General features: G+C 57.1%; 11 protein-coding genes and 2 pseudogenes. 6 read left to right on the top strand and 7 right to left on the bottom strand.

Translation table 11 applies throughout. The features are described from left to right. Positions 1-86 precede the first annotated feature (86 nt). The 3 genes from selA (at position 87) to aldB (ending at position 4,941) form a co-directional block, all read left to right on the top strand. Entirely contained in the window at positions 87-1,472 is a 1,386-nt protein-coding gene (gene selA, locus PI91_RS21165) for an L-seryl-tRNA(Sec) selenium transferase (protein ID WP_039267044.1), read from the top strand. Beyond that, entirely contained in the window at positions 1,469-3,316 is a 1,848-nt protein-coding gene (gene selB / locus PI91_RS21160; protein ID WP_039267043.1) for a selenocysteine-specific translation elongation factor, read from the top strand. The genes selA and selB overlap by 4 nt, the downstream gene beginning before the upstream one ends. Positions 3,317-3,402: 86 nt before the next feature. After that, positions 3,403-4,941 (top strand): aldehyde dehydrogenase AldB, encoded by a 1,539-nt coding sequence (aldB, locus tag PI91_RS21155; RefSeq protein ID WP_023617402.1) that lies wholly within the window; start codon positions 3,403-3,405, stop codon positions 4,939-4,941. Here aldB and PI91_RS21150 read toward each other — a convergent pair. Then, positions 4,938-5,900, bottom strand: a complete 963-nt coding sequence (locus PI91_RS21150; protein ID WP_039267041.1) for a LysR family transcriptional regulator — start codon at positions 5,898-5,900, stop codon at positions 4,938-4,940. The genes aldB and PI91_RS21150 overlap by 4 nt on opposite strands. A gap of 120 nt (positions 5,901-6,020) precedes the next feature. On the opposite strand from PI91_RS21150, the gene PI91_RS21145 reads away from it, so the two are divergent. Next, positions 6,021-6,761 (top strand): MipA/OmpV family protein, encoded by a 741-nt coding sequence (locus PI91_RS21145; protein ID WP_021242443.1) that lies wholly within the window; start codon positions 6,021-6,023, stop codon positions 6,759-6,761. Between the two features lie 87 nt (positions 6,762-6,848). On the opposite strand, the pseudogene araD reads toward PI91_RS21145, so the two are convergent. Then, positions 6,849-6,929, bottom strand: a pseudogene (gene araD, locus PI91_RS25395) (L-ribulose-5-phosphate 4-epimerase); the annotation flags it as partial. A 10-nt stretch (positions 6,930-6,939) separates the two neighbouring features. Between araD and PI91_RS25880 the strand changes: the two are divergent. Both PI91_RS25880 and PI91_RS21140 read left to right on the top strand, forming a co-directional pair. Further along, positions 6,940-7,131 (top strand): annotated as a pseudogene (locus tag PI91_RS25880) (IclR family transcriptional regulator C-terminal domain-containing protein); the annotation flags it as partial. Positions 7,132-7,134: 3 nt separating this feature from the next. Beyond that, on the top strand, positions 7,135-7,590 hold the full coding sequence (locus tag PI91_RS21140) for a 4Fe-4S dicluster domain-containing protein (protein ID WP_039267040.1): 456 nt from the start codon (positions 7,135-7,137) through the stop codon (positions 7,588-7,590). Here PI91_RS21140 and PI91_RS21135 read toward each other — a convergent pair. The 5 genes from PI91_RS21135 to PI91_RS21120 form a co-directional block, all read right to left on the bottom strand. Continuing rightward, a complete protein-coding gene (locus PI91_RS21135; protein WP_039267038.1) occupies positions 7,574-9,292 on the bottom strand; it encodes a ShlB/FhaC/HecB family hemolysin secretion/activation protein in 1,719 nt (572 codons plus the stop codon). The genes PI91_RS21140 and PI91_RS21135 overlap by 17 nt on opposite strands. Positions 9,293-9,382: 90 nt before the next feature. Next, positions 9,383-10,219, bottom strand: coding sequence for a collagen-like triple helix repeat-containing protein (locus tag PI91_RS21130; RefSeq protein ID WP_229046525.1), 837 nt, complete (start codon positions 10,217-10,219; stop codon positions 9,383-9,385). A 29-nt stretch (positions 10,220-10,248) separates the two neighbouring features. Beyond that, positions 10,249-10,551 (bottom strand): hypothetical protein, encoded by a 303-nt coding sequence (locus PI91_RS25390; protein ID WP_052232746.1) that lies wholly within the window; start codon positions 10,549-10,551, stop codon positions 10,249-10,251. 316 nt (positions 10,552-10,867) lie between these two features. Continuing rightward, on the bottom strand, positions 10,868-12,124 hold the full coding sequence (gene avtA / locus PI91_RS21125; RefSeq protein ID WP_023294831.1) for a valine--pyruvate transaminase: 1,257 nt from the start codon (positions 12,122-12,124) through the stop codon (positions 10,868-10,870). Between the two features lie 183 nt (positions 12,125-12,307). Next, complete coding sequence (locus PI91_RS21120) at positions 12,308-14,338, bottom strand: alpha-amylase (protein WP_039267037.1); 2,031 nt, start codon at positions 14,336-14,338, stop codon at positions 12,308-12,310. Positions 14,339-14,348 lie beyond the last annotated feature (10 nt).

The following is a 14,348-nucleotide window of genomic DNA, read 5'->3' as shown; positions in this document are numbered from 1 at the left end:
CGCCGTCGGAGGCGGTACAATCCCCCCACATGTTAACTCCCTCTCCCGTCGGGAGGGGGGAAGATATTTACTCGCCAGGCGCCTTCATGACTACTCATCATTCGCTGTACAGCCAGATCCCCGCTACCGACCGTCTTCTTCGCGAACCCCGCATTCATGCTGTTGCTGAGCGTTTCGGCCATACCGCGACGGTGGAAATGTTACGCCTGCTTCAGGACGAAGCCCGATGCGCGATTCAGGCAGAAAACGCCTTGCCCGCCTGGTGTAGCGCGTGGGAGCAGGAAGTTGAACAGCGGCTGGATGAGAAGGCGCAAAGCGCATTACGCCCGGTGATAAACCTGACCGGAACCGTGCTGCATACCAACCTGGGGCGCGCGCAGCAGGCGGAAGAGGCCGTTGCCGCAGTCGTGCAGGCCATGCAAGCGCCCGTAACGCTGGAGTACGATCTGGACGGCGCCGGACGCGGGCACCGCGACCGCGCGCTGGCGGAGCTGCTGTGCCAGCTGACCGGCGCGGAAGATGCCTGCATTGTGAATAATAACGCCGCAGCGGTGCTGCTGATGTTGGCGGCCACCGCCAGCGGCAAAGAGGTGGTGGTGTCCCGCGGCGAGCTGGTGGAGATTGGCGGGGCGTTTCGTATTCCTGACGTGATGCGCCAGGCGGGCTGTACGCTGCATGAGGTGGGTACCACTAACCGTACCCATGCGAAAGACTATCGCGCGGCGGCGAATGAAAATACCGCCCTGCTGATGAAGGTTCACACCAGCAATTACCATATTGAAGGCTTCACCAAAACGGTTGAAGAGGCGGAGCTGGCGGCGATTGGGCGCGAACTGAATATACCGGTGATTGCCGATCTCGGCAGCGGTTCGCTGGTGGATCTGAGCCTGTACGGGCTGCCAAAAGAGCCGATGCCGCAAGAGATGATTGCGGCGGGCGTGAGCCTGGTCAGCTTTTCCGGCGACAAACTGCTGGGCGGGCCGCAGGCCGGGATTATCGTCGGCAAGCGCGAGCTGATTGCGCAGCTGCAGCAGCATCCGCTCAAGCGCGCCCTGCGCGCCGATAAAATGACGCTTGCCGCGCTGGAGGCGACGCTGCGGCTCTATCTCCATCCGGAAAAACTGGCTGAGCGCCTGCCCACGCTGCGCCTGTTAAGCCGGGATGCCGCCTCGATTCGCGCCCAGGCCGAGTTACTGCTGCCGCGCGTCGCTCCTCACTACCCCGATTTTGACGTTCGCATTGAGCCCTGCCAGTCGCAGATTGGCAGCGGTTCGCTGCCGGTGGACAGGCTGCCGAGTGAGGCGCTGACGTTCACGCCGCGTGACGGGCGCGGTAGCCATCTTGACGCCCTGTCGTCACGCTGGCGTGGCCTGCCGACGCCGGTTATCGGGCGGATTTACGACGGCCGAATGTGGCTGGATCTGCGCTGCCTTGAAGATGAAGAGCGATTTCTGGAGATGTTGTTGAAATGATTATTGCCACCGCCGGTCACGTTGACCACGGAAAAACCACGTTACTGCAGGCGATTACCGGCGTAAACGCCGATCGCCTGCCGGAAGAGAAAAAGCGCGGCATGACCATCGATCTGGGCTATGCCTACTGGCCCCAGCCTGATGGCCGCGTGCTGGGCTTTATTGATGTGCCGGGGCATGAAAAGTTTCTGTCTAACATGCTGGCGGGCGTGGGCGGCATCGATCATGCCCTGCTGGTGGTGGCCTGCGATGACGGCGTGATGGCGCAAACCCGCGAGCACCTGGCGATCCTGCAGCTAACCGGCAACCCGCAGCTGACCGTGGCGCTGACCAAAGCCGATCGCGTGGATGACGCGCGCGTCAGCGAGGTGCGCGAAACGGTCCAGGCGACCTTACGGGAGTATGGCTTTGCCGACGCATCGCTTTTTGTCACCGTGGCAACAGAAGGGCGTGGTATCGACGAACTTCGCCACCATTTACAGCACCTTTCATCACGCGCTCACGCCAGCCATCACCGCTTTCGTCTGGCGATCGACCGGGCCTTTACGGTAAAAGGTGCGGGGCTGGTCGTAACCGGCACCGCGCTGAGCGGTGAAGTCAGCGTGGGAGATACCCTCTGGCTGACGGGCGTGAATAAACCGATGCGCGTGCGCGGACTGCACGCACAAAACCAGCCCGCTGACCGTGCCCACGCCGGACAACGTATCGCGCTGAACATTGCCGGGGATGCGGAAAAAGAGCAGCTGAACCGCGGAGACTGGCTGCTGGCGGATGCTCCGCCGGAACCGTCTGAACGCGTGATTGTCTCCCTGCAGACACACATACCGTTGACCCAATGGCAGCCGCTGCATATTCACCACGCGGCCAGCCATATCACCGGGCGCGTGTCGCTGCTGGAAAACGACCTTGCCGAGCTGGTATTCGATTCGCCGCTCTGGCTGGCAGACAACGATCGTCTGGTACTGCGTGACATTTCTGCAAGGGAAACGCTGGCGGGGGCGCGCGTGGTGGCGCTTAACCCACCTCGACGCGGCAAGCGTAAGCCGGAATATCTGCAGTGGCTGGCCGCGCTGGCGCAGGCCAAAGAGGATAACGCCGCGCTGCGGGTGCACCTCGATCGCGGGGCGGTGAGTCTGCGTGATTTTGCATGGGCACGCCAGCTGAGCGGGGAAGGCTTACGCCAGCTGACCCAGGAGCCGGGCTTTATACAGGCCGGAGACAGCCTGCTCAATGCCCCGGTTGCTGCGCAATGGCAGCGTAAGCTACTGAACACGCTTGCGACTTACCACGAACAGCATCAGGACGAGCCAGGCCCGGGCCGTGAGCGTCTGCGACGCATGGCGCTGCCGATGGAAGACGATGCGCTGGTGCTGCTGCTGATCGAAAACATGCGCGAAAGCGGGGTGATTAAAAGCCACCACGGCTGGCTGCACCTGCCGGATCACAAGGCCGGGTTCACCGCAGATCAGGAGGCGATATGGCAAAACGTAGCCCCGCTGTTTAGCGATGAGCCGTGGTGGGTTCGGGATCTGGCCCGCGAAACGAATACCGAAGAGCAGCTGATGCGGCAGGTGTTGCGCCATGCGGCGCAGCAGGGGCTAATCGTCGCGATCGTGAAAGATCGTTACTACCGTAACGATCGCATTGTGGCGTTTGCCAACCTGATCCGCGAGCTGGATCAGGCGCGCGGCTCGACCTGCGCAGCGGATTTCCGCGATCGGCTGAACGTGGGCCGTAAGCTGGCGATTCAGATCCTGGAGTATTTCAACCGCATCGGCTTTACCCGCCGCCGCGGTAACGATCATCTGTTGCGCGATTCGTTATTATTTCCTGAAACTCCGTGACCTCCGTCGTAAACACCGTTACCGGTTGGCGAGAAAATCGCCACCCGGAACTACCCTTGTTGTACACCAACAGCAAGGAGACGGACATGACAAACAATCCTCCCTCATCGCGTATCCAGCCCGGCGAGTATGGTTTTCCCCTCAAGCTGAAGCCCCGTTATGACAACTTTATTGGCGGCGACTGGGTCGCGCCCGTCGACGGCGAATACTATTCCAACCTGACCCCGGTTACCGGCCAGCCGCTGTGCGAGATTGCCAGCTCCGGTAAGCGTGATATCGACCTGGCGCTGGATGCGGCGCACAAAGCGAAAGAGAAATGGGCTCACACCTCCGTGCAGGACCGGGCGGCGATCCTGTTCAAAATCGCCGACCGGATGGAGCAAAATCTGGAGCTGCTGGCGACGGCGGAAACCTGGGATAACGGCAAGCCGATCCGGGAAACGATGGCGGCTGACGTGCCGCTGGCTATCGACCACTTCCGCTATTTTGCCTCCTGTATTCGCGCGCAGGAGGGCGGGATCAGCGAAGTTGACAGCGACACCGTGGCGTATCACTTCCACGAACCGCTGGGCGTCGTCGGGCAAATTATTCCGTGGAACTTCCCGCTGCTGATGGCGAGCTGGAAAATGGCGCCCGCGCTGGCGGCCGGAAACTGTATTGTGCTCAAACCGGCGCGTCTGACCCCGCTCTCGGTCCTGCTGCTGATGGAAATCGTTGGCGATCTCCTGCCGCCGGGTGTGATTAACGTAGTGAACGGCGCGGGCGGGGAGATAGGCGAATATCTGGCTACCTCAAAACGGATTGCCAAAGTGGCGTTTACCGGGTCGACGGAGGTGGGCCAGCAGATCATGCAGTACGCCACGCAGAACATTATCCCGGTGACTCTGGAACTGGGCGGGAAATCCCCGAACATCTTCTTCGCGGACGTGATGGAGGAAGAGGATGCCTTCTTCGATAAAGCCCTGGAAGGGTTTGCGCTGTTTGCGTTTAACCAGGGCGAAGTCTGCACCTGCCCAAGCCGCGCGCTGGTGCAGGAATCCATCTACGAGCGCTTTATGGAGCGGGCCATTCGCCGCGTCGAGTCTATCCGCAGCGGTAACCCGCTCGATAATGTCACCCAGATGGGGGCGCAGGTCTCGCATGGACAGCTGGAAACGATCCTCAACTACATCGACATCGGCAAGAAGGAGGGGGCGGATATTCTCACCGGCGGACGCCGTAAGGTGCTCGGAGGGGATCTGCAGGACGGGTATTACCTTGAGCCGACGATCCTGTTCGGGCAGAACACCATGCGCGTTTTCCAGGAGGAAATCTTCGGACCGGTGCTGGCCGTGACCACCTTTAAAACGATGGAGGAGGCGCTGGCGATTGCCAACGACACGCCGTATGGCCTGGGGGCAGGCGTCTGGAGCCGCAACGGTAATCTGGCCTATAAAATGGGCCGCGGCATTCAGGCCGGGCGCGTCTGGACCAACTGCTATCACGCCTATCCGGCGCACGCGGCATTTGGCGGTTATAAGCAGTCGGGCATCGGGCGTGAAACCCACAAGATGATGCTGGAGCATTATCAGCAGACCAAATGTCTGCTGGTCAGCTATTCCGATAAGCCACTGGGGCTGTTCTAGTCGCCCAGCTCAGGCCGTCCGTGGGCGGCCTGAGCGATTTGCTGGCGCAGGCAGTTCAGTACGCCATCCAGAACGTATTGCACGCGCCAGGGCTGGTATTCGCGTTTGCGGAAGATGGCGGTCAGATCGAGCCACCACTCCTCCTGATGCGGGAAGCAGGGGACCAGCATGCCTTTCGTTAATTCTTTTTTCAGGCTCTCTTTTGGCGCAAAAACAATCCCAAGATTATTTCTTGCCAGCTCCAGGGCCGTCTGCGTATTGTCGCAAATATAATTGCCGGTCACCCGGTAGTCATGCACGTCATCGCTGCCGTGCACGCGGAAACGCCAGATGTTGGCTTCATCGACCAGCATGGAGTCAATGAGAATACAGGAGTGATTAATTAAATCTTCAGGTCCGGTTAAGGGATGCTTATTTAAATATTCTACGGTTGCGAAGGCCGTAACGGAATATTGTGTCAACACGCTGGCCACCAGGCTTTCGTCTTTCGGCTGAGCATAGGTAATTAAAATGTCGCAGTCATCCGGAAAGGTAACGCCTTCTGAAAATTCATTCCGGTCCAGATTGTAGGTTTTCAGGGAGATGCGGATGTCGCCGATGTCTTCTATCTGATGGATCACGTGTCGCGCGAGGTAGGTTACGATACCTGTTGGGGCATAGATCGTCACTTTTCCGCGCTTTTCATGCTTATAATCAGCAATGAAATTAACAAGCTGACTGTTCTTATCCAGCGTGGCATTCGCGTAGGGGAGTAACGCTTCACCAAACTGGGTCAGGGCCAGCTGCCGCGTGGTGCGCTCAAAAACCTTGAGCCCAACCCGCGTTTCAAAATCAGACAGATATTTACTGACGTTGGCCTGCGCCATACCCAGCAGGGCGGCGGCATCACCAATGCTGTGGGTGGCTGCAATGACGGAGATAATTTTTAATTCGCGTGGTTTTAGCTGTAATGTACTCATTATGCACACCCATCTATATGATTTTATATATAATATTATATAAACCGCAGCGTTGCATTGGCAATTTTGTAACCATTATTATGCGCCTCGCTTGTTTGGCATATATATGGATTACATGGAATGACTATTAAATACAATTTACTGATCGCTGCCACGTTATTTGCATCAACGTCTGCCATGGCCGGTGAATTTTCACTTGGTGCGGGGGCTGTATTTAATGAGTCTCCTTACAAAGGCTATAACGAAAATACGACCGCAGTACCGTTGATTAGCTACGAAGGCGATCGTTTCTACGTTCGCCAGACCACGGGCGGATGGATCCTGTGGAAAGATGCAAAAAATGAATTGAGCCTGACCGCAACGTGGATGCCGCTGCATTTCGACCCTGACGATAACGACGATCATCAGATGAAGCAGCTGGATGAGCGTAAAGCGTCCGCCTTCCTCGGTGGGGCGTACTACCGCCACGAAAGCTGGGGGTCGCTGAAAGTGGCGGTCTCTGGTGATGCCACGGATGAAAGCGGCGGCGTGATCGGCGAAGTATCGTACTTCCGTCCGATCAAAATGGAGCGCCTGACCCTGACGCCTTCCGTAGGTGTGTTCTACAGCGACGAAAGCTATAACGACTACTACTACGGCGTATCCGGTAGCGAGTCTCGCCGCTCCGGACTGGATCAATACACCGCCGGCGACAGCTGGACGCCATACGTTGGCCTGGCGGCTAAATATCAGTTAACCCAGAAGCTGTATCTTAACGCCAGCGCGGTCTACACCGTGTTGCCTGACGACGTGAAGAACAGCCCGATGATCGACCGCGACGACAGCTTCGCGCTGATGACCGGCCTGACCTGGCGTTTCTGATGCGTTACAGCCGGGTGGCGGCGTTGCCTTACCCGGCCTACGATCTTGCCTGCACTGCTGTTCCTTAAAGCCCATCTCAATGCCCGATCACTGCCCGTAGTAGGCATTCGCCCCGTGCTTACGCAGATAATGCTTGTCGAGCAGCTCCTGCTGCATAACCGGGATCTGAATCGGCTAGCATATGCCTCTCTACTGCTCAGCAATGGGCAAGATCTTTATGGCGTGTGGCCATCAGGAACAGATCTAACCTTTGACGCGGAACACCATCACTGAACTGAGCGCCATGTATGATGAGCTGGTGTTTGATATCCACGGCCGCGTTCCGTATGCGATCTCAAAAGAGCTGGGTTTTAACGTACGCGAGGCGTAACAGATGAACCGATTTATCATGGCGGATGCGGAAAAATGCATCGGGTGCCGCACCTGTGAAGTGGCCTGTGCGGTCGCGCATCAGGATGAATTCACCGCAGAGGCTTTTACCTCTCGCCTGCGGGTGGTGAAGGGGGACGCCTACACTACGGCGGTGGGTTGCCATCAGTGCGAGGACGCCCCCTGTGCCAATGTCTGCCCAACCCATGCCATCAGCCTTACGGAAGGCGCCTGGCTTGTTGAGCAGACGCGCTGTATTGGCTGTAAAAGCTGCATGGTCGCCTGTCCGTTTGGGGCGATGCAGGTACGGCTGGTGGGAAGCAGCGCACAAGCGCTGAAATGTGATTTATGTGTGCAGCGCGAAGGCGGACCGGCCTGCGTGGAGGCCTGTCCAACCCACGCGCTGCGCTGCGTTGATCCTGCCAGTATTCGGGCTGAAAGGCTTACTGCATTTTATTGAAATTCCACGTAAACGTCAGACTGTAGCGCCAGTCTCTGTTGCGACTGTCTGTCGGAACATCCCCGACGGGTCTTGCCGCCTCAACCGTGATGCTATAGTGGCGGGTATCGCCTACCATCACGCCGGCCGCCACTGACCCGAGCCGCTGATGAGGCAAGCCGGAGGTGTTAAACCAGGTTTGCGCGGTATCAGCCAGGATGTAGGGCTGGATTGTGGCAAGCCATGTGCTCTCTTTTCGCATCTGGATATAGCGCAGTTCTACCTGCCCGCCATAGCCGTAATCACCGCTTGCTTCACTGTCCTGGTATCCACGGCCAAACCGCTGGGCACCGAAGCTAACGCGTTCGGGTTCTGGCAACGTGTTATTTGACCAGTCCCCCTCCCAGGACGTTGATAGCCGCCACTTGTCGGCAAACAGCCAGGCTGCGTCCAGATAGCTTTTCGTGAGCGTAAAATTAATATCGGGCCTGGGGGCCGAGACGATATCGGCTCCCATCGCATCAATACCCTGACGCACGTTGAGTCGGCCGCTGAGGCTGGCGGTTGTGAACTGATGTGCACCGTTGATGCCCACTTCCAGCGCGGGATAACGCGCGTGCTGGTTGACGGAGTCCAGGCTATAGGTTTTGCCCAGCAGTCTGGCCTGCAGGGCATAATCATCCTGGCGGTCGGTGTAATCAAAACCGCTGGTCAGATTAATTTGTGATTTTTGCGTCAGCAGCAGGGGATAACCAAACGTCACGCCGCCGTTGTATTGCGTTGTTTTTTGCTTCGAATCGACACTGATATTATTCGGCAAAGAGAGCAGGGGAGAAAAATCTCGCGGATCTTCACGGTAATAGCTGCCTTTGAGCTGCATCGTCAGCCATTCATCGTTTAAAAACTGCTGCCAGTTGAGCCCGACATAGTTTTTTCGCGTGTTGCTATCTAACGGCACAAGCGTGGCCACGCCAAGCTGATCGCCATAGCTTGTCATGTTGCTGAGCGTGCCGTTCAGCATCATTAAATCTTGCCCTTTACGGGTATCAATCGTCGACGCGATATTCCAGCTCCGCTCCTGGTTGCCGGTGATTTGCATCGCCGCCGCGCCATAGATATTGGTTGGCAGCTGCGCGTTAGCCGTTACCGGAACGTTCGGGGTGCGCGTCATCAGCTGGCTGTAGCGATCGAACGTATCCTGAGACAGCGGTTTTTCCGCCATGATTTTTTCGGACAAACGTTTAAGACGTTCGGCGATGTGCGGGTTATTACTGGTGATGTCGCTATGAGCGACATAGCCTTCAACCAGAACAATTTTAATATTGCCCTGCTGGAAATTATTATCGGGCAGCCAGGCATAGGAGAGTGGAAAACCGTCGGCCTTATAGCGTTCCGTAATATCGTTTACCAGCCCCGTAAGCGTTTTTAGCGGCACGGTTTTTCCAGCGTAAGGCCTGAAGGGCTGAAGTAATTCCTTCAAGGGATAACGCGTGCCGCCAATAAACTGAATGTGATGAATGGTAATAGGCGTTTCAGGCGTCAGCGTTGACTTCGGTTTTTCTATTTTGACGTTCGGCTGTGGCGCGGCCTCAGTCTGTTCGGGGGCAACGTTACGAGAAACTTGCGCCGGGTTATCGGGGTTAATAATAGAGGGCAGAGTATCGGCGCGGGCCATGCTCAGCACAACCAGCCCCGTCAGCGAAAAAAGGAAGTGGTGTTTCATCGCGCTATCCCTGTTCGTCATCCCCGGTTGGGGTAAATGTCGCTGAATAAAGCGCCCCTGAACCAGGGGCGCAGACAGGCAGTAAAAGGATTACTGTTTTGGCGTCAGTAGGCTCGAGGTTAACGTGTTGAGCCCGTTAATCGGGTTTGTCGTAGATGTGTTTTGGGTTGTGCCTGCATTGGCCGTTACACCCGCAGTCAGCGTATTGAGGGTGGTATTGACCGTTGTGCTCAGGCTATTGTTTGTGGCTGTCACATTGGCATCGGCCGTCAGAGATCCTGTGCCGCTGCCTCCGGTGGTTGATGTGGGTTTCACTAGCGTACCGCTATCCGTGACCGTCTGGCCGACATTTTGAACGACCTGACCGACACCGCTAAGCCCGCTATTGCTGCTGCTAATGTTGGTCCCCACGCCGCTGACGGTGCCACCCACCTGGGTCAGCAGACCGTTAACCGGTGTGCCGAGACCCGTTGTGGTGCCTACGGTTTGCGTCACGCCTTGTACTCCGCCCAGCGTCTTGTTAGCCAGGGTCGTGGTATCGGTTGTTACCTGAGTGACAGCAGGGCTGCTTACCGTGTTGGTGAGACCCGTGCCGGTGTTACTGACCAGTTGCCCGGTACTGTTTACCACGCTGCCCGTCAGGCCGGTTACGCCGCTGACCGGGGTTCCGGAAGTGGAACTCGCCAGGCCCGTGCCTACCGTTGAAACGGTATTGCCGAGGGAGGTGACCGACGAGGTCACGCCTTTAACCGTGGTACCCACACCGTTCGGGTTGTTTGGATCGCCAACGCCAGTCGTGACGCCTGTCCCCACGGTGGACACGGCACTGCCAACACCGCTGACGGTGGTTGAGACGGTTGACGTGACGGGATTATTTGTCGGAAGCTGGCTTCCGAGGCTATCCACAGTGGATCCGACGCTGGTCACGGTTTTACCGGCATCACCCAGTATCGTATTTACGCCTGCGGTAGTGGTTCCTCCACTGCCTCCTGAGCCTGAGCCTGAGCCCGACCCTGAACCAGAACCCGTTCCGCCGCCAGCGCCTGTCCCGGTACCTGAACCCGTTCCGGTGCCCGATCCGTTGCTGCCCGAACCGCCATTGCTCGCGGTTGTGCCACTTCCATCATCTGAGCCGCTGCTGCTTCCCGTCGCAGGGTTATTTTTGGCCGTTGAGTGAGATCCGCCACCGCTTCCACTACAGGCAGAAAGAGAGAACGCGAGCAGTACCGCAACAGCAATAGCGCTGATGCGACTAACATTATTAGGTAGCATATGAATACTCCACGCAAAAGAACGCCGAGCGGCGTATTAGTGAGTATATGCAGTATTTTTAAATATGCATGAAAGCGACTCAGGAAGGTATTTTCTGCGTTGAAGAGGGTTATTTAAAATAACAATAAGTTAGCATATTTAATTTTTACTTAATTATTGAGAGGGTAGTTAGCGAGCCTAAATTAAAGGAATATTCCTAAGAAAACTCAATGGGAATGATAAATGAAGCGCTACAGGATATATCCTTAATATAAGATTCAGATCACGGAAAAATAAGGCTCTTCATTTGAAGAGCCTTATTTTTTAACAATTGCCTTCTTGCCAGGCTTTTTCGATCTCTTCGGCGAGAATTTTAACACCCGCTTCGATTTTTTCCGGGTCGGGGACGTAGTTCATGCGCATGCACTGATGGGTATGCGGCCATGGCTTATCCAGACCCGGGAAGAAATAATCGCCCGGCACCATCAGTACGCCGCGCTTTTTCAGTCGCTGGTAAAGCAGTTCGGTGGAGATAGGTAAATCCTTAAACCACAGCCACAGGAAAATGGCCCCTTCCGGTTTGTGGATCAGGCAGCGTTCTTCCGGCAAGTAGCGACGAAGTGTCGCGATCGTCTCCTGAACGCGCTGGTAGTAGAAAGGCTTGATCACGTCATTCGACAGACGCAGCAGGTCCTTGCGTTTGATCATCTCGCACATCATCGCCGGGCCAATGCCGCCCGGTGAAAGGCTGATAATGCCGTTCATATTGGTGATGGCGGTGATGATTTTCTCATTGGCGATGATGATGCCGCAGCGGCTGCCCGGCAGACCCAGCTTAGAGAGGCTCATGCACAGGACAATGTTCGGGTTCCACAGCGGACGTGCTTCGCTGAAGATGATGCCCGGGAACGGCACGCCGTAGGCGTTATCGATCACCAGCGGAATACCGTGCTGATTGGCCAGCGCATCCAGCTTCATCAGTTCGTCATCGGTGATCACGTTGCCCGTTGGGTTAGTCGGGCGCGATACGCAGATCATGCCCGTCTCTTCGCCAATATGCAGGTGTTCAAAATCGACGTGATATTTGAACTGGCCTTCCGGCAGCAGCTCGATGTTCGGGCGCGCAGAGACGAACAGATCCTCTTCCAGGCCGGAATCAGCATAGCCGATATACTCCGGCGCCAGCGGAAACAGCACTTTTTTGGTGGTGCCGTCCGCGCGACGTCCTGCGAACAGGTTAAACAAGTAGAAAAACGCGCTCTGGCTGCCGTTTGTCAGTGCAATATTCTGTGGTTCGATATCCCAGCCCAGCTCGTCACGCAGCATTTCGGCGAGGAGTGCCAGCAGCTCGGTTTTCCCCTGCGGGCCGTCGTAGTTGCAAAGCGCATCGGTTGCTTTGCCGCTTTCCAGCATCTGAGCGAGCAGGGTCTGGAAATAGGTATTCATCTCCGGGATTTGAGCCGGGTTTCCGCCGCCGAGCATGATTGCGCCCGGTGTGCGCAGCCCGTCGTTGAGGTCCTCCATCAGGCGAGTAATGCCTGAATGGCGGGTAAATTTGTCGCCGAAAAGTGAAAACGTCATAGCAGGTGATCTGTCGAGCTTATTTTGAAAGTGGGTAACCATAACGCTAGCACCGTGTTGGTGCAAATCGGGTGGTGTGGTCGGATTTGTGGTTTTATAGGGCGGGAGTGGATTTGTGTAGTGAATAGTTCTGGAGCTTCTCCCCTCTCCCCATGGGGAGAGGGTTAGGGTGAGGGGTATGATCTACTGATTCCCCGCCCAGACGACCATCACCTTATCGCCATCATGTTCACGTACGAATCCATACCCCTCTTTCAGCGACAGCGTGGTTTGCTTGCCTTCACCAATCGCCGGGTGGCGGGCGCGGAACTGACCCAGCGTTTGCCAGTGGGCGACGGTTAAGGCCTGCTTGCCCGTGACGTCCTGCCAGTTCATATCCGAGCGGGTGCCCTGCAGCGGGTCGGAGCCTGTCGGCCCGAACGGACGCTCGGACTCATCCCCGTAATAGATTTGCACGCTGCCCGGTGCCAGCAGGAGCAGCTCCGCCGCGCGCTGGCCCCCTTCGCGGAACAGACGCGTATCGTGTGATGAGAGGTAGCTCAGCACATTGAAGCTTTGCAGCTTCTCCGCCATCTGCTGCCAGGTGAGATCCATATCGGCCAGGCAATTTACCGCTTTCGCCGCCTGCTCCTGATAATCAAAGTTGATCATCGCGTCGAAGCCGTGGCGGTAATAATCGCTCTGCATCACTCCGTGACCCCAGGATTCGCCGGTCATCCAGAACGGTGCGTTGTCGAGCTTTTTGTCCGGGTGAGCGCCTTTCCAGGCGGCCAGCGCCTGGCTTGCCTGGTCTTTCAGCTGCTGCCAGGCCGCGAGCTCAACGTGCTTCGCGGTATCCACGCGGAAACCGTCGATGCCGTAGTCACGTACCCACTGGCTGAGCCAGTGGGTCAGGTAATCGCGCGGGGTATAGCCCGGAATAGCTTTCGCGTGGGTATTGGGTTTGTGTTGGTAGAAATTGGGTAGCCCGGAAGGGGCGGTGGATTCCGTTTTCAGGTCGGGCAGAAACGCCAGCGACATCGTTAAATCGTCGAAGCCGGGGTTGTCGTAATCACCGATGTCGGTGCGGATCCACTTTTTACCCCACCATTTTTCCCATGCGGCTTTGTCGCTGAAGTTGATGTAGTCATTGAAGCTATGCCAGGTCTGGCCTGCGCCAGGCTTCCAGTCCGTCCAGTGGTCTCCCAGCGTCTTTTTCAGCTCATCACCCTGCAGGTATAGGGCGCCAAACTGATACGCCTGCATGTCCGCAAGCGTCGCGTAGCCCGTGTGGTTCATGACGATATCAAACAGGATGCGAATGCCGCGCTTATGCGCTTCATCAACAAGCTGACGCAGGTCATCCCCGGTGCCCATGTTGGCGTCGAGCGTTGTCCAGTCCTGGGTGTAGTAGCCGTGGTAGGCATAATGCGGGAAATCACCTTTGGTGCCGCCGCCTACCCAGCCGTGGATCTGCTCAAGCGGGGAGCTTATCCAGAGCGCATTCACCCCCAGCTGCTGCAGGTAATCGAGCTTGCTGGTCAGTCCCTTGAGATCCCCGCCGTGGAACGTACCAATCTCCTGCATGCCGTCTTTGTGGCGGCCGTAGCTGTTGTCGTTGCTCGGGTCACCATTCACATAGCGGTCAGTCAGTACAAAATAGACGGTGGCGTTTTGCCAGCTAAACGGCGCCGGCCTGTCGGTTTCGGCGCGCTCAAGCAGCAGCAGGCCGTTACTGTTGGCGGCTGGCTGCAGGGTGATTTTTCCACCTTGTACGGTCACCGTCTGTTTACTGTAGAAATCGCGCACGACGGAGCCTTCCGGGAAGGTATGGCTGACGTCCAGCGTCAGCGGCTTACCGTCCCACTTCGGACACTGGCGGATAACGTTGGCCACCGGCTGTTCTGTCGCGCTCTGAACCGCCAGCAGCAGCGTGGGCGTGCCGGAGCGTGTATCGATTCGCATCTGGTATTCACCGTCGCGGAAAAGGCGCCACTGCGGCGGTGTGCCGTCACAGGGCTTGAGCGACAGCATCTCATTGAGTTTTATCGCGCCTGTGGGCTGCCAGCACGTCTTGTCAAAACTGAGCGTAAGAGGACGCGTACCCTTCGCAAGCTTTGCCTGGCTGGTGAAAATCCCGGTGCCTTCGGCGCGAAATGCGTCAAACCCCGGCGATGACCAGTCGGCATGTGCCAGTGCGGGTAACATCAGAAAGGCTATTGCGGTGCGTTTCATTCCAGGTTCC

It is taken from the genome of Enterobacter sp. FB (genome assembly GCF_000805795.1).
Classification (GTDB): Bacteria; Pseudomonadota; Gammaproteobacteria; order Enterobacterales; family Enterobacteriaceae; genus Enterobacter; species Enterobacter roggenkampii.
Note: the sequence above shows the minus strand (reverse complement) of the source record. Positions and strands in the feature narration are given on the sequence as shown.